Annotated in this window: 10 protein-coding genes and 2 pseudogenes; 7 read left to right on the plus strand and 5 right to left on the minus strand. The window is 65.4% G+C overall.

The window, feature by feature from the left end; all coding sequences use genetic code 11:
• Both ACVWW3_RS17745 and ACVWW3_RS17750 read right to left on the minus strand, forming a co-directional pair.
• Positions 1-1,200, minus strand: coding sequence for a pyridoxal-phosphate-dependent aminotransferase family protein (locus ACVWW3_RS17745; RefSeq protein WP_247443748.1), 1,200 nt, complete (start codon positions 1,198-1,200; stop codon positions 1-3).
• A 180-nt stretch (positions 1,201-1,380) separates the two neighbouring features.
• A complete protein-coding gene (locus ACVWW3_RS17750) occupies positions 1,381-2,583 on the minus strand; it encodes a pyridoxal-phosphate-dependent aminotransferase family protein (protein WP_456649183.1) in 1,203 nt (400 codons plus the stop codon).
• Positions 2,584-2,716: 133 nt separating this feature from the next.
• On the opposite strand from ACVWW3_RS17750, the gene ACVWW3_RS17755 reads away from it, so the two are divergent.
• The 3 genes from ACVWW3_RS17755 (at position 2,717) to ACVWW3_RS17765 (ending at position 6,960) form a co-directional block, all read left to right on the plus strand.
• Positions 2,717-3,454 carry a GntR family transcriptional regulator gene (locus ACVWW3_RS17755; protein ID WP_456649808.1) on the plus strand — a complete coding sequence of 246 codons (738 nt, stop codon included), beginning with the start codon at positions 2,717-2,719 and terminating at the stop codon, positions 3,452-3,454.
• Positions 3,455-3,560: 106 nt separating this feature from the next.
• Positions 3,561-6,539: an FAD-binding and (Fe-S)-binding domain-containing protein gene (locus ACVWW3_RS17760; RefSeq protein WP_456649182.1), complete on the plus strand. Its 2,979-nt coding sequence runs from the start codon at positions 3,561-3,563 to the stop codon at positions 6,537-6,539.
• Positions 6,532-6,960 (plus strand): GlcG/HbpS family heme-binding protein, encoded by a 429-nt coding sequence (locus tag ACVWW3_RS17765; protein ID WP_247443755.1) that lies wholly within the window; start codon positions 6,532-6,534, stop codon positions 6,958-6,960. The genes ACVWW3_RS17760 and ACVWW3_RS17765 overlap by 8 nt, the downstream gene beginning before the upstream one ends.
• Before the next feature lie 911 nt (positions 6,961-7,871).
• Here ACVWW3_RS17765 and ACVWW3_RS17770 read toward each other — a convergent pair.
• Together ACVWW3_RS17770 and ACVWW3_RS17775 are read right to left on the minus strand one after the other, a co-directional pair.
• The gene (locus tag ACVWW3_RS17770; protein ID WP_456649181.1) at positions 7,872-8,654 is read right to left on the minus strand and encodes an enoyl-CoA hydratase/isomerase family protein; all 783 of its coding nucleotides are present in this window, start codon (positions 8,652-8,654) and stop codon (positions 7,872-7,874) included.
• A 135-nt stretch (positions 8,655-8,789) separates the two neighbouring features.
• On the minus strand, positions 8,790-10,880 hold the full coding sequence (locus ACVWW3_RS17775; RefSeq protein WP_456649807.1) for a molybdopterin-dependent oxidoreductase: 2,091 nt from the start codon (positions 10,878-10,880) through the stop codon (positions 8,790-8,792).
• A gap of 252 nt (positions 10,881-11,132) precedes the next feature.
• Here ACVWW3_RS17775 and ACVWW3_RS17780 point away from each other — a divergent pair.
• From ACVWW3_RS17780 to ACVWW3_RS17795, 4 genes and pseudogenes are all read left to right on the plus strand, one after another.
• Positions 11,133-12,090, plus strand: a pseudogene (locus tag ACVWW3_RS17780) (tripartite tricarboxylate transporter substrate binding protein).
• Positions 12,091-12,105: 15 nt separating this feature from the next.
• Positions 12,106-12,578, plus strand: a pseudogene (locus tag ACVWW3_RS17785) ((2Fe-2S)-binding protein).
• Positions 12,575-14,710, plus strand: coding sequence for a molybdopterin cofactor-binding domain-containing protein (locus ACVWW3_RS17790; RefSeq protein ID WP_456649180.1), 2,136 nt, complete (start codon positions 12,575-12,577; stop codon positions 14,708-14,710). Before ACVWW3_RS17785 ends, ACVWW3_RS17790 begins: the two are co-directional and overlap by 4 nt.
• Positions 14,707-15,405 carry a molybdate ABC transporter substrate-binding protein gene (locus ACVWW3_RS17795; RefSeq protein WP_456649179.1) on the plus strand — a complete coding sequence of 233 codons (699 nt, stop codon included), beginning with the start codon at positions 14,707-14,709 and terminating at the stop codon, positions 15,403-15,405. Before ACVWW3_RS17790 ends, ACVWW3_RS17795 begins: the two co-directional genes overlap by 4 nt.
• Positions 15,406-15,414: 9 nt before the next feature.
• Here the strand turns inward: ACVWW3_RS17795 and ACVWW3_RS17800 are convergent, their stop codons facing one another.
• Entirely contained in the window at positions 15,415-16,221 is an 807-nt protein-coding gene (locus ACVWW3_RS17800) for an SDR family NAD(P)-dependent oxidoreductase (protein WP_456649178.1), read from the minus strand.
• Positions 16,222-16,224: the final 3 nt, after the last annotated feature.

Raw genomic sequence — 16,224 nt, forward strand, 5'->3', positions numbered from 1 at the left:
TCAGGCTACCTGGGCCTTGGCCATCGGCACCACGTCGCGTCCCTTCAGGACGTCCATGGCCGCCAACACGCCGCCGCTCCGGTGCGGGATCTTTGCAAGATCGAGGCCCATCTCGACGCCGGCGAGCGTGCCCATCAGCATCAGATCGTTGAAATGGCCGATATGGCCGATGCGGAACACCTTGCCCTTGACCTTGTTCAGGCCGGTGCCGAGCGACATGTCGAAGGCTTCCAGCACAACCTTGCGGAAGGCGTCGGCGTCATGGCCATCAGGCACGCGCACGCCGGTCAGCGCCGGCGAATGTGCGGCGGGATCGGCGCACTGCGTCTCCAGGCCCCAGACCTTGACCGCGGCACGCGTCGCCGCACTGTGGCGCTTGTGGCGGGTCCAGGCGTTCTCAAGCCCCTCTTCTTCCAGCATCTTGACCGCTTCGCGCAGGCCGTAGAGCAGATTGGTGGCGGGCGTGTAGGGGAAGGTACCGAGCTTGTTGAAGCTGATCACCTCCTGCCAGTCCCAATAAGAGCGCATGCCGGGGTTGGCCTTGGCCATCGCGAGCGCCTTCTCCGAGACGGCATTGAAGCCGAGGCCCGGCGGCAGCATCAGGCCCTTCTGCGAGCCGGCGACCGAGACGTCGATGCCCCAGGCATCGTGTTCGTATTCAATCGAGCCGAGGCCGGAGATGGTGTCGACCATCAGCAGCGCCGGATGCTTGACCCGGTCGAGCAGCTTGCGCACTTCGAGCGGCGGCGTCACGCAGCCGGTCGAGGTCTCGTTGTGGACGACACAGACCGCCTTGATCGCGTGCTGCTTGTCGGCGGCAAGCCGCTTCTCCATCTCGGCGAGATCGGCGCCATGGCGCCAGTCGCTCGGGATGAAGTCGACGTCGAGCTTGAACTTCTCGGCGATGCCGCGCCACAGCACGGCGAACTGGCCGGTCTCGCACATCAACACCTTGTCGCCGGGCGCCAGCACGTTGACCATCGCAGCTTCCCAGGCGCCGGTGCCGGACGAGGGGAAGATGATCACGGGCTGCTTGGTGCGGAACACCCGCTGCATTCCGGCGAGGACGGCGAAACCGAGCTCGGCGAACTCCGGACCGCGATGGTCCAGCGTCGGCATGTCCATCGCCCGCAGCACCCGGTCGGGCACGTTGGTCGGTCCTGGAATCTGTAGGAAATGCCTTCCAGTATGCACGGTCATCGGCGTCCTTCCCGGTCTTGCCTTGATTTTGGATGGCCGCCGAATAGCACCATTTGACCGGCTTGTCCCCTCTTCTAAAGGCGGCTCCCATGCATGGCCGGAGGGCGGCCGCCCCCTACTCTGCGGCCATACTCCCATCTCACCCTCCCTGAATGCTTTTTGTGGTTATCCCCGCGCGGTTTAAGTGCCGACCACTTTCAGATGCGGCGACGTATTGCCGTGCGGGCGCTGCTCCAGCAGCTTCATCGCGGCATCGACGCCGCCGGAGCGGTGCGGCACGCCCGCGACCGAAAGGCCCATCTCCACGCCGGTGAGCGCGCCGAGCAGCGTCAACGCGTTGCATTCGCCGAGATGGCCGATGCGGAAGACTTTGCCCGCGACCTTCGACAGGCCCGAGCCGAGCGACATGTTGTAATTGTCGAGCACGATCTTGCGGAATTGATCGGCGTCATGTCCCGGCGGCATCAGCACCGCCGTGAGCACCGGCGAAAATTCCGATGGCTCCTGACAGAGGATTTCGAGGCCCCAATGATTGACGGCGGCACGGGTCGCAGCAGCCAGCCGCTGATGCCGCGCGAACACGTCGTCGAGGCCCTCTTCGAGCAGCATCGCGATCGCCTCGCGCAGGCCGTAGAGCAGATTGGTCGCCGGCGTGTAGGGGAAGAAGCCGTTTGCATTGGGCTTGAGCATCTCCTCCCAGTCGAAATAGGAGCGCGGCATCTTGTTGGTCTTCGCCGCAGCGCGCGCCTTCTCCGAGATCGCGTTGAAGCCGAGGCCGGGCGGCAGCATGAAACCCTTCTGCGAGCAGCTGACGCTGACATCGACCTTCCATTGGTCGTGGCGGTAGTCGACCGAGCCGAGCGAGGAGATGGTGTCGACCATCAGCAGCGCCGGATGCCCTGTACGATCGATCGCGGCGCGGATCTCGGCGATGCGGCTGGTCGCGCCGGTCGAGGTCTCGTTGTGCACGACCATCACGGCCTTGATCGCGTGGGCGGTGTCGTCAGTGAGTCTTGCCTCGATCACGGCCGGATCGGCGCCGCGGCGCCAGTCGCCGGGAACGAAATCGACCTCGATGCCGAACCGTCCCGCCATTTGGCGCCACAGGGTGGCGAAATGGCCGGTCTCGACCATCAGCACCCTGTCGCCCGGCGACAGCGTGTTGACGATCGCGGCCTCCCAGGCACCGGTTCCCGACGAGGGGAAGATCACCACCGGGCCGGCGGTCTGGAAGATTTTCCGGCTGCCTTCGAGCACGGCCCGGCCGAGCTCGCCGAATTCCGCGCTCCGGTGGTCGATGACGGGCATGTCCATGGCGCGCAGGACGCGCTCGGGGACCGGGCTCGGGCCGGGAATCTGAAGGAAATGGCGTCCCTGATGCATGAAAACCTCCCTGTCGGCGGATTCTGGCCGGCTCTGCGAGCTAGTTTGCATTCATTTTTTGTACTTTCCACCTAAATTTGGTATCCGATTGTGGACATCGACGCGACCAAACGAGCAAACTATTGTGCTGCAAATGAAATCCACGATTCCCGACACCGGGGTTCCGATTGCCCCGTCCGCCACAAATGGCGGCGACCGCCAGGAGGCCTCGCTTCACGGCGAGATCCTGCTGCGGCTGCGCGACTACGTGGTTGAGGGCAACATTTCGGAAGGCGCCCGCGTTCCCGAGCGGCAGCTCTGCGAGATGCTCGGCATCTCCCGCACACCGCTGCGCGAGGCACTGAAAGTGCTCGCCGCAGAGGGGCTGATCGAGCTTCTCCCCAATCGCGGTGCGCGGGTCCGCCAACTCAGCCAGCGCGATCTCGAGGAGCTGTTCGACATCATGGCGGGGCTGGAAAGCCTGGCCGGGCGCCTCGCCTGCGAAGCCATTACGGATGCGGAAATCGCCGCGATCGAGCAGCTGCATTACGAGATGTACGGCCACTATCTGCATCGCGACATGCACGGCTATTTCCAGGTCAACCAGCGCATCCACGAAAGCATCGTCGCGGCCGCGCGCAACGAGACGCTGAAGACCGCGTACGCCAACTTTGCCGGGCGGATCCGCCGCGTCCGCTACTCCGCCAATTTCGCCCGCAAGCGGCAGCGCTGGGCCGAAGCGATGCGCGAGCACGAGACCATCCTCGACGCGCTGCGCCGCCGTGCCGGCAGTGAGCTCAGCGACATCCTGTTCCAGCACCTGCGCAACAAGCGGACGGCCGCGATTGAGCACCTGACCGAGCCCCAAGAGGGCGCTTCGGCCGCGCCGTGAAGGGCAGCCGGGCTTGCTCATTTGCATTCATAATGAAATCGATCAGAAACAAGAATGAATACTCCAGTCCGGCCGTAGGCCTCGCTGGATCAGTCCGGGACCAGGGATGACAAACGCCTCCTCGCTCGAACGGCGCCTGCGCGCGGAAATGACCGGCGACGTCCTGTTCGACGGTTTCAGCCGCGGCCGCTACGCCACCGACGCCTCGTTCTACCAGATCGTGCCCGCGGGCGTGGTTGTGCCCAAGACCATGGACGAGGCCTTGCGGGCGCTGGCGATCGCGCGCGACGAGGGACGCAAGGTCACGCCGCGCGGCGGCGGCACCTCGCAATGCGGCCAGACCGTCAATGACGGCCTTGTGGTCGATCTCTCGAAGCATCTGACCCGGATTCTGTCGCTCGACGTCGAGGCCCGCACCTGCGTGGTCGAGCCGGGCATCGTGCTCGACGACCTCAACCGCCAGCTTAGGAAGCACGGCCTGTGGTTTCCCGTCGACGTCTCCACGGCATCGCGCGCGACCATCGGCGGCATGGCCGGCAACAATTCCTGCGGCGGCCGTAGCTTGCGCTACGGCACCATGCGCGACAACACGCTGTCGATGGAGGCCGCGCGCGCCGATGGCACGCTGAGCCGTTACGGCGAGGTGGCGCGCGATCTCTCTGATCTCGACGCGAACGACAGCGCCCGCGCCCTGTTCCGCGACATGCTCGATCTCGGCGCCCGCGAGGCCGAGGAGATCGCCGCGCGCTTTCCGAAGGTGCAGCGCCGAGTCGGCGGCTACAATCTCGATGCGCTGGTGCCGCGCAATGCGCGCAACAACATGGCGCATCTTCTCGTGGGCTCCGAGGGCACTCTCGCCTTCACCACCAAGGTCGAGCTGAAGCTGTGGCCGGTGATCCGCAACAAGGCGCTCGGCATCTGCCATTTCGGCAATTTTTACGAGGCGATGGACGCCGCCCAGCATCTGGTCAAGCTGAAGCCGATCGCGGTCGAGCTGGTCGATCGTACCATGCTCGCGCTCGGCCGCGACATCGCGATGTTTCAGCCGATCATCTCTGCTGCCATCAAGGGCGATCCGGATGCGGTGCTGGTGGTCGAATTCGCTGAAGAGGATCAGGCGGATAATCTCGTACGCCTGAAGCAGCTCGGCGAGCTGATGGGCGATCTCGGCTTCGGCTGGAATAAGGACAAACGCAAATGGGGCGGCGTGGTCGAAATCATCGAGCCTGCGCTGCAGAGTGGCATCGCCGATTTCCGCGCCGCCGGCCTCAACGTCATGATGTCGATGAAGCAGGAGGGCAAGCCGGTCTCCTTTGTCGAAGACTGCGCCGTGCCGCTGCCGCATCTCGCCGACTACACCGCGCGGCTGAGCGAGGTGTTCGCCAGGCACGGCACCAGCGGCACGATGTACGCCCATGCCTCCGAGGGCTGCCTGCATGTGCGGCCGGTGTTGAATTTGAAGCTCGATAAGGACGTCAAGGCGATGCGCGCCATCGCCGAAGAGGCCTTCGAGCTGGTGCGCGAATACAAGGGCTCGCATTCCGGCGAACATGGCGACGGCCTGGTGCGCTCCGAATTCCACGAAACAATGTTCGGCGAGCGCCTGGTCACCGACTTCCGCGAGGTGAAGCAGCGCTTCGATCCCGATGGCGTGCTCAACCCCGGCAAGATCGTCGACGCACCGAAGATGGACGATCGTTCGCTATTCCGCTTCAAGCCTGAGTATCGCGTCGCCGAGCTCAAGACAAAACTCGACTGGTCCGCTTATCCCGGGGCCGGCGGCGGTTTTCAGGGCGCGGTCGAGATGTGCAACAACAACGGCGCCTGCCGGAAGCTTGAGGGCGGCGTGATGTGCCCGTCCTACCGCGCGACGGGCAACGAGAAGGACGTCACGCGAGGGCGTGCGAACACTTTGCGGCTCGCCATCTCCGGCCAGCTCGGCGAGGACGCCTTGTCGTCGGACGAGATGATGGAGACGCTAAAGCTCTGCGTCTCCTGCAAGGCCTGCCGCCACGAATGCCCGACCGGTGTCGACATGGCCAAGATGAAGATCGAGGTGCTCGCCGCGCGTGCGGCGTCACACGGCCTGACCTTGCGCGATCGCCTGGTCGGCTACCTGCCGCGCTATGCCGGCCTCGCGTCGCGCTTCGCGCCGCTCGTCAACCTGCGCAATCACAGCCCGCTGCTGCGAAGACTGTTCGAGCGCTTCGCCGGCATCAGCGCGCGACGCGCCCTGCCCGCCTTCCGCAGTGATGTGTTCGTACCGCCTGCGGACAGCGTGGGACCTGAAACCGGCCGCGAGGTCGTGCTGTTCGCCGACACCTTCAATCGCATCTATGAGCGCGAAAACCTCGAGGCCGCGCTGCGCGTGCTGGCGGCCGGCGGCTATCGCGTGCACCTGCCGAAGCCCGCGAGCGGCGGCCGGCCGCTGTGCTGCGGCCGCACCTTCCTGTCCGCCGGTCTCGTCGACGAAGCGAAAGTCGAACTCGATCGTCTCGTCGCCGCCTTCGCGCCCTTCGCCGCGCGCGGCGTGCCGATCGTCGGTCTCGAGCCAAGCTGCCTGCTGACCCTGCGCGACGAGCTGGCTTCGCTGCGCAAGGACAACGATGCCAAGGCGGTCGGCGCCCATGCGCTGACCTTCGAGGAATTTCTGGTGCGCGAAGCCGAGGCCGGCCGGCTGCAACTGCCGTTCGGCACCGTCGCCGACAAGGCCATGGTGCACGGCCATTGTCATCAAAAATCCTTTGGCGCCTTCAAGCCGGTCGAGCAGGTGCTGCGCCTCGTCCCCGGCCTTGCGGTCGAGACCATCGAGTCGAGCTGCTGCGGCATGGCCGGTGCGTTCGGTTATGGCGCGGACACCTACGACGCCTCGATCGAGATGGCCGAGCTGTCGCTGCTGCCTGCCGTGCGCCGCGCGGACCAGAATACGCTGGTCGTTGCCGACGGCACCTCCTGCCGGCACCAGATCCACGACGGCGCCCAGCGCGAGGCGCTTCACGTCGCGCGTGTGCTGGCGATGAGCCTTGATCGTGCCGAGACCCAATCCACAACCACTCCCGTTGCAAAGGAAACCAGCCATGGCTGACCTCACCCTCGACACCGCCCGCAAGATCCTCGACGCCGCCTTCGCGAAATCCACCGAGCTGAAGCTGAAGCCACTCGTCGTCACCATCCTCGACGCCCGCGGCGTGCTCAAGATCGCCGCGGCGCAGGACGGCACCAGCCTAATGCGTGCGGAGATCGCGCACGGCAAGGCCTATGGCGCGCTCGCACTGGGCATGGGCTCGCGCGCTTTGTTCCAGCGCGCGCAGGAGCAGGCCTATTTCATCGACGCCGTGAACACCATCGCCAAGGGCGCGCTGGTCCCGGTCCCCGGCGGCGTGCTGATCATGGACGGCGCGACGCTGCTCGGCGCCGTCGGCGTCTCCGGCGACACGTCGGACAATGACGAGGCGTGTGCCGTGGCGGGCATCCAGGCCGCGGGATTGAAAGCCAACGCGGGGTGAATCCTGTAGGGTCGGTCAGACGGCGGCTGCGCGAAGCGCAGTCGCTGGCGTACCCCACCACTTCTGTCACCGCGGAGACTAGAGAGGTGGGTCAGCCCTACGCGGCCACAACACTTTGCGCCACCCGACGGGCAAAACACGCTACCCTTCGGTCAACCATCGCTCGCCAAAATATTCGCCTTTACAGAATTTCTGTTTTATCGCATTCTCCGCCCCATCCTGATCCGGCGAAAGGGGCGGTCGTACGTCGTCACGAACCGCGGATCGGGCTGCGGTGGACGCGAGCGGCGCCGATGCGGAACGTAATGTGCAGGGCGGGATGAACCCCGTGAGCACATCGCGGACCGCGCACGACGGACGGCGCCGAATGCGTACGGCAAAACCGCGTGGTCCTGGCCGTCGTTGCTACGGTCAAGCCTTTGCGAATGCGGCATCGCCTCAACCGGGGAGATGTCCGTGACTTTCGCGAGGTGACGGAGGCAAGCAGGAATTCGTCTCCGGGGAGAGCGCGCATAAGCCGTCAAACCACTGCGCAGGGAAGGCCGGATGTCAGGCTGCCCTGTTTCTCTCCTGTGCATTGCGTGTGCAACGTTCTCGCACGGGAGTCATGCGGGTGCCAGCCGGCACCCGGCCTTCCCTGCGCCCTTTCTCCGGAAAGGGCGTGAAACGGAGAGCAAACCTCGGGCGGAATACGCCGCGAGAAGGCGAAGGCGTGTTTGCTGTTTGACAATCGAATCTAAGCTGGTGGAAGTCGCTCTCGTGCCCCGGACGCAGCGCAGCGCTTCTTCAGCGGTGCGCTGCAGAGCCGGGGCCTATCCCGCCGCGCTGTACCGAACTGCGTTCTGGGTCCCGGCTCTGCGCAGCAACGCAAGAGCGTTGCAGCGCGTCCGGGACACGAGAGCGGTGCGCCCTCACCGCCCCGTCCAAATCGGCTTGCGCTTTTCGCCGAACGCTTTCAGCCCTTCCTTGGCGTCCTCGGTCATGGCGAGCAGCGCGATCTGGCTTTCGGTGTAGGCGATGCTCTCGTCGAACGACATCGAGGCGATTGCGCGCATGGCGTATTTGCCGCGGCGGATCGCGGTCGGGGATTTGTCGACGATGCGGCCGATCAGCCAGTCGACCTTGGCGTCCAGCTCGGCCGTGGGCACGACATAATTGAGCAGGCCGGCTCCCTGCGCCGCTTTCGCGTCGAACGGCTCGCCGGTCAGCGCCCATTCGTTGACGAGCCGAGGCGGCGCGATCGACTGCAACAGGCTCAACACTTGCATCGGAAACACGCCGACCTTCACCTCCGGCAGGCCGAAGATGACGTGATCGGCGCCGACCGCCATGTCGGTCATGCAGAGCAGGCCCATGCCGCCGGCCATGCAGACGCCGCCGACGCGCGCGATCGCCGGCTTGGTCGCGTTCTGCGACAAACGCAGCAGATCGGCATAGTCGACATTTGGTTTGGAATGATCCATCGCGAAAGCCGCGCCGGAGTTCTGCAAATCCGCGCCGGCGCAGAACGCCTTCTCGCCCGCACCCGTCAGCACGATGACGCGGATGTCCTTGTCGTCATGCGCGTCGCGATAGCCGCGTGCGATGCCGGCGATGACCTCGCCATTCAGCGCATTGCGTTTCTCGGGCCGGTTGATGGTGATCCAGAGCGCCTGCCCGCGCTTCTCAGTGATCACGGCTGTGGTGTCGGTCATGGCGCACTCGCTTCCTCTAGTTCCCGTTTTGCAGCCATTTGCGGCAGCACGGGCTGAAGGTGCAAGGGCAATCTGCGGCGAGCCGCCGCTTTAGCGCCTCGACACAAACTTGAAAGGCGAACGAAGCGCGAGCGCTCAGGCCGCGACCGCTTTCCTGATCCAGACCTTGTTGTCGTGGAAAGCGGCTCCGCCGATCGGCGCGATGGTGTCCGCGCCCGTCAACATGTTGATGCCGCGGTTACCGATATGGTTCTTGTTGGGATGAACGGACTCCGCGATCAGCACACCACGGCGCACGCCCTCGAACAGAATGGCAATCAGCGTGGTCTCGCCGCGGGTGTTGCCGAGCGTCACGGCGTCGCCGTCCGCGATGTCGAGCGCGGCCGCATCCAGGGGATGGATCATCACGCTCGCCTTGCCCTCGCGCGCCTGCGAGGACGGCGTCTCGTTGAAGGTAGTGTTGAGAAAGCTGCGCGACGGGCTGGTGGCAAGCCGGAACGGATGGGCCAGATCGGAGTGCTCGATCACCGCCCAATGATCCGGCAGCGACGGCATCTTGTCGAAGTCCCCCATCGTCTGGCCGAACGGCGGATGCGCCCAATCGGCTTTGAAGTGGAATTTCCTGTCGGCATGGGCGAAGCCGTCGAGATAATGCGAGGTGCGGAAGTCCGGTTGCAGGTCACGCCAGAGATCGGCTTCAAGGCCGGCAATGTCGCCGTGGTCGCTGAGCTTCAGCGTCGCGTCGATCAATTCGCGCGGCGTCAGCTCGAAGCCGGGATGCCTGGCGCCGAGCCGCGGCGCCAGCGCCTGCAGGACCTCATGGTTGGAGCGGCATTCGCCGGGCGGATCGATCAGCTTCGGCCCGACCGAGATGTGCTGGTGGCCGCCGCCGTAATAGAGATCGTCGTGCTCCATGAACATCGTCGCCGGCAGCACGATGTCGGCCATCTCAGCCGTCTCGGTCATGAATTGCTCGTGCACTGCGACGAACAGATCCTCGCGCGCAAAGCCCTGGCGCACCAGTGCCTGCTCCGGCGCCACCGTCATTGGATTGGTGTTCTGGATCAGCATCGCCTTGATCGGACCCTTGCCGTGCAGGGCCTCGGCCTCACCGGTGAGGATGCGCCCGATCTGCGACTGGTCGAGCGCACGCGTCGCCCTGTCGATGGCGTCGTGGCCTTCGATGATGGATTCGTTGAAGTGCCACAGCGCGTAATTGTTGAAGAAGGCGCCGCCGCCTTCATATTGCCAGGCGCCGGTCACCGCGGGAATGCAGTTCGCGGCATGCATCTGCGCCGCGCCGTTGCGCGAGCGGGTGAAGCCGTAGCCAAGCCGGAAGAAGGTGCGCTTGGTTTCGCCGACCAATTTGGCAAAGGCCTCGATCTCCGCCACCGGCACGCCCGAGATCGCGGACGCCCATTCCGGCGTGCGCGTCTCCAGATGCGCCTCGAGCTCGTCAGGGCAATCGGTGTACTTGTCCATATAGGCGCGGTCGGCATAGCCGTCACGGAACAGGACATGCATCACGCCGCAGGCGAAGGCACCATCGGTGCCGGGCCGCAGGATGATCTTGATGTCGGCCTGCTTCATGGTTTCGTTGTCGTAGATGTCGACCGCCGCGATCTTGGCGCCGCGCTCCTTCCGCGCACGTGCCGCGTGCGTCATCACGTTGACCTGCGTGTTGACGGGATTGGTGCCCCAGATCACGACGAGGTCGGAGAGTGCCATCTCGCGCGGATCGACGCCGGCGATCTTGCCAGTGCCGATCGCGAACCCGATACGCCCGACATTGGCGCAGATGGTCTGATAGAAGCGCGAATATTTCTTCACATGCGTGAGACGATTGAGGCCGTCGCGCATCACCAGCCCCATCGTGCCGGCGTAATAATAGGGCCAGATCGATTCTGCCCCGAACTCGCGCTCGGCCTGGTTGAAGCGATGCCCGATTTCGTCGAGCGCCTCGTCCCAGCTGATCCGCGCAAATTGACCGGAACCCTTCGGCCCGGTGCGGCGCATTGGATACATCAGCCGCTCGGGGTGATGGATGCGCTCGGCATAACGGGCAACCTTGGCGCAGACCACGCCGGCCGTATAGGTCTGCTTTTTCGAACCGCGGACGCGGCCGATGCTGCGTCCCTCGACGACTTCGATGTCGAGGGCACAGGCCGACGGGCAATCATGCGGGCAGGTGGAATGGCGGATTTCGATCTTGGCGTGCTGGTTCATGTCCAATTTGGTAACACCAAAATACCGGTCAGCCGAGCGTATTTATCCGGCAATGCCCATGCGATTTGCTCAGGCCGCCTGCGCTGCCGGTTCCTGCCGCAACCGCGAAGAGCGGCACCGCCACACCGCAAACCGCCCGATATTCCAGGCACCGTCGGCTTTGTGATGCGTCGACAGTCCGCCTCCCCTGCCGCTACAGTGCCGGCCAACAAGAACGATATCAGGGAGGTGGGTGTGACGGCCCGACAATTTATGCTGGCGCTGGCCGCCGGCCTGCTCAGCGCATTCTCCGCAGCCCCGTCCCTGGCACAAGACTATCCCAACCACGCGGTCCGGATCGTCGTGCCCTTCGGCGCCGGCGGGCCGGCCGATGTCGCGGCCCGGCTGATCGGCAATGCGCTCCAGGAGAGTTTCGGCCAGCCCTTCGTGATCGAGAACCGAACCGGCGCGGGCGGGCGTCATCGGCACGGTCGAAGCGGCGAAGTCGCCGGCCGACGGCTACACGCTGTTGATGATGTCCAACACCCAGACCGCAAACGAATCCCTGCTGACGCCGGATAAACGCAAATACGAGCTGATGCGTGACCTCGCGCCGATCACGCCGGTGAACTATTCCGATCTCGTCATCGTGGTGAACCCGCAAGTCGCAGCGAAGACACTGCTGGAGTTCGTCGCGCTCGCCAAGTCGCAGCCGGGCAAGTTGAACTACGCGTCCTCCGGCCAGGGCACGCCCTATCACATGGCCGGGGAGCTGTTCAAAGCCATGGCCGGCATCGACCTCGTGCACGTCCCCTACCGCAACAGCGGCGAGGCGCGCAGCGGCGTGATCGGCGGGCAGGTGCAGATGATGATCGACGCAGTGCCGGCGATGGCGCCTAATATCGGCGAGAACCAGGTCCGCGCGCTCGCGACCACTGGCAAGCAGCGCTCAGCGGTGCTGCCAAACGTACCGACGGCGATCGAGGCAGGCGTGGCAGGTTATGAAGCCACGATCTGGCTCGGCCTGATGGCGCCGGCCGGCACGCCGAAACCTGTCATCGACAAGCTCAATGCCGCCGTGAACGCGATGGTGAAGCGCCCCGACATCATAAAGCTCTGGACCGAGCAGGGTGCCGTACCCATGTCGATGACGCCGGACCAATTTGAGAAATTCCTGCGCGGCGACATCGAAAAATGGGCCGACGTCGTCAAGAAGTTCGACAAGTCCTGAGGCTGTAGAGCGACAATGCCTACCATTCAATTCCAGCTCAACGGCGCGGCCACGTCCGTGGATGCCGCTCCCGATCGGACGCTACTCGATGTGCTGCGCGGCCCGCTCGGCGTCACCAGTCCGCATTTCGGTTGCGGAGCGGGCGAGTGCGGCGCCTGCTATGTCATGGTCGGCGACCGCGCGATGGCCTCCTGCGACTTGCCGATGTGGTCGGTCGCGGACAAGGACATCGTCACGGTCGAGGTAGCCTCGGCACGGCAGAGCAACCGCACCCGCTGCAACGTGCCTTTATCGCCGAACAGGCGATGCAATGCGGCTATTGCGTCTCCGGGATCCTGATCAGCGCGGCGGCGTTGCTGAAGCGCAATCCGTCGCCGACCGAGGCGGAGGTCAAAGCGGCGCTGGATCACAATCTGTGCCGCTGCGGATCGCACAACCGGATGGTCCGCGCCGTACTGCGGGCGGCGTCGCAGATGGCGGCATCATGAGTACGGCGTCCCCTGCCCCGACACTGCCGGTCAGCCTTGCGGCCAATCCAAAGCTGTCCTCCTGGGTGAGGCTCATCGGCGAAGGCCGTATCGCGATCTCGCCCGGCAAGGTCGAGATCGGTCAGGGCATCGTCACAGCGCTGGCGCAGATCGCCGCCGACGAGCTCGACGTCGATATCATCAGGATCGAGATGATCCGTGCCTCCACAGCGACCAGCCCGAACGAGGGCGTCACCTCGGGCAGCCTCTCAATCCAGCAGTCCGGCCGCGCGCTGCGCCACGCCTGCGCCGAGGTGCGCCAGCGCTTCCTCGTCGCGGCATCGGAACGTCTCGGCGTCGATGCGTCGCTGCTCGAGATCGATGACGGCACGATCTCGGGCCCCGGCAATGTCAGGACCAGCTATTGGGAGCTTGCCGGCGACGTCTCGCTCGACCACGACGCCAATGCGGGCGCGACAACGAAGAACTTCGCCAAACGCGCTATCGCCGGACATTCGGTCCAGCGCGTCGATATTCCCGACAAGGTGTTCGCACGGCCGCGCTTCATCCATGACCATGCGCTGCCGGGCCTGGTGCACGGACGCGTGTTGCGGCCGGACGTCTCGGGCGCCAAATTGATTGCACTGGACGAAGCGGCCGCGCGCGCCGTTTCCGGCCTCGTCGCGATCGTCCGCGACGGCGGCTTTGCCGGCGTGGTTGCGGACAGCGAGGCAGCGGCGGAAGCCGCGCTGAAAGCCTTTCGCAAGGGCGCGATATGGTCAGCCGGCGAACCGTTGCCCGATGAAAATGATCTGGCGGGCTTCCTGAAAAGCCAGCCGGTCGAGACTTATGTCATCGACACCAGGATGGCGGCAACGACAGGCAAGCCCATTCGGACTCTCCGCCGGCAATACACCCGCCCCTACATCGCGCATGCCTCGATCGCGCCTTCCTGCGCCATGGCACAATGGGCCGGCGACGATCGTGTCCACGTTTGGACGCACAGCCAGGGCGTTTACCTGCTGCGCGCCGATCTCGCGATCGTGCTCAAGCTGTCGGCCGAAAACATCGTGGTCGAGCACATGGAGGGTGCGGGCTGCTACGGGCACAATGCCGCCGACGACGTCGCGCTCGATGCCGTGCTGCTGGCGAAAGCGGCGGCCGGCCGTCCGGTGCGGGTGCAGTGGTCGCGCCACGACGAGATGGCCCACGCGCCGTTTGGCGCAGCGATGGCGATCGAGGTCGAGGCTGATCTCGACGAGGACAACGAGATCGTCGGTTGGCGCCATGCGATCTGGAGCAACGGCCACGCGGCGCGACCGGGGCGCGCGGCACAGCCCGCGCTGCTTGCCGCGACCGAGATTACGAACCCCTACCCCCGCATGATCTCGACCAACCCGCCCGCTGCCAACGGCGGCGGCGGCGATCGGAACTCCATTCCGCTCTACGACCTCCCGGCCTGGACGGTCACGAGCCACCGGCTGCTGACCATGCCGGTGCGGACCTCGGCGCTGCGGACACTCGGCGGACAGGGCAATGTGTTCGCCATCGAGTCCTTGCTCGACGAGATCGCCGCCCTGCGCGGCGAGGATCCGATCGCGTTCCGCTTGCGTCATCTGCGCGACGAGCGGGCGAAGGACGTCATCCGCGCCGCGGCACGACGCGCGCAGTGGAAACCGCAGAAAGAGTCCGGCACGGGCCACGGCGTCGGCTTCGCCCGCTACAAGAACACAGGGGCCTATTGCGCCGCGATTGCGGAGATCGAAGGCACTGATGACATCCGCGTCAAGCGGCTGACGCTTGCGGTCGATGTCGGCGAGGCCGTCAATCCGGACGGTGTCATCAACCAGATCGAGGGTGGCGCGATGCAGGCGACAAGCTGGGTGTTGAAGGAACGCGTCCGCTTCGACCGGATGCGGATCACATCGACGTCATGGACCGACTATCCGATCCTGACCTTCAGCGAGGTGCCGGCAGTGGATGTCGAGATCATCCAGCGGCCGGAGATCGAGCCGGTCGGCGCCGGCGAGGCCGCCCACGGCCCGGCGACCGCGGCGATCGCGAATGCGGTCTACGATTGCCTCGGCGTGCGCGTGCGCGACCTGCCGATCACGCGCGCCAAGATCATCGCAGCCATGAAGCTAGCATCGTGACGACAGTGAATGTTTTGAGCGGAGGTGCGGCGCAAGGCCTGGTACGCGGCCTCAGCGAGCCCTTCAAGGCGCAGACCGGCCTCGGTATCGACGGTGAGTTCGGCGCGGTCGGCATCATGGCCGACAAGCTGCGCGCGGGGACGGCGGCCGATCTCGTCATCCTGACGCAGGCGCTGCTTGCGAAGCTCGCGGAGGAGAATCTCGTCACCCCCTCCTCCATCGCAGATGTCGGCCGGGTCGAGACCGCGCTGGCGGTTCGCAGCCGCGACCCCAAGGTAACCGTGAAAACCGAGGCCGATTTGCGCGAGGTGCTGCGCAGCGCCGACGCAATCTACGTCCCGGATACCAGAGCCTCGACCGCAGGACAGCACGTCGCAAAAGTCCTGGATCAGCTCGGCATCGCCTATGAGGTTGCTTCGCGCCTCAAGATTTTTCCCAATGGCGCGGCCGCGATGCGCGAGCTTGCGGCGTCCACCGCCGCGCATCCGATCGGATGCACCCAGGCGACCGAGATCATCGCGACCGACGGCATCGCGCTATCAGGGGCGCTGCCGCCGGGCTGCGAACTCGTGACGATGTACACGGCCGGCGTGACCACGCGGGCCACGCATCCGCAAGATGCGGCCGCACTGATCGCGTTGCTGACCGGCGCAGACCACAAGGAGCTGCGCCAGCGTGCAGGCTTCACCGGCTAGATAACCGCCCTATTTGTGCAGCTGGGTGAGGCCGGTCGGCGGCCCGTCGACCGCGGTCCAGCCGCCATCGACGAACAGCGTGCTGCCGCTGACATAGCTTGCGGCGTCCGAGGCGAGATAAGCGACGGCGGTCGCGACCTCGTCGGCGCTGCTCCAGCGGTTGAACACGGTGTGGCCGGCGTAAAGATTGTAGATGTCTGGACGCTGCTTGAACGGGCCGGTCAGCGCGGTCTCGGCGATGCTCGGCGCGATCGCATTGACGCGCACGCCGGAGCGTCCGACCTCGGAAGCAAACCCCTTCACCAGCAGGCCGATGGCCGCCTTGGTCGAGCCGTAGACGCCCAGGCCCGGCTCGATGGTCACCGCACGCACCGAGGAGCAGGCGATGATGCTGCCGCCTTTCTGCTCGACCATGATGCGGCCAAACGCCTGGAAGAACCAGACCGTGCCTTTGATGTTGAGGTTGAGGACGCGGTCGAGATCCTCCTCGGTATAGTCGAGGATGGTCTTGCGGATGTTGAGCCCGGGCGTCGTCACCGCAATGTCGAGCCGCGGAAATTTCTGCATCACGGACTTGGCCAACGCATTGACGTCCGCAGCGCTCGCGGCGTCACACGCGGCCGCCTCGGCCCAGCCGCCCTTGTCGCGAATGCCGGCGGCGGTCGCTTCGGCGGCATCAAGCGCGCGATCGGCGCAGACGACACGGGCGCCGAGCCCGGCCAGCGCCTCGGCTGACGATTTACCGATGCCCGATGCGGCGCCGAGCACCACGGCGGTCTTGCCGGTGAGATCGAAGAGCTTGCGATAGTCAGTCACGAA

Source organism: Bradyrhizobium sp. LM2.9, assembly GCF_054056555.1.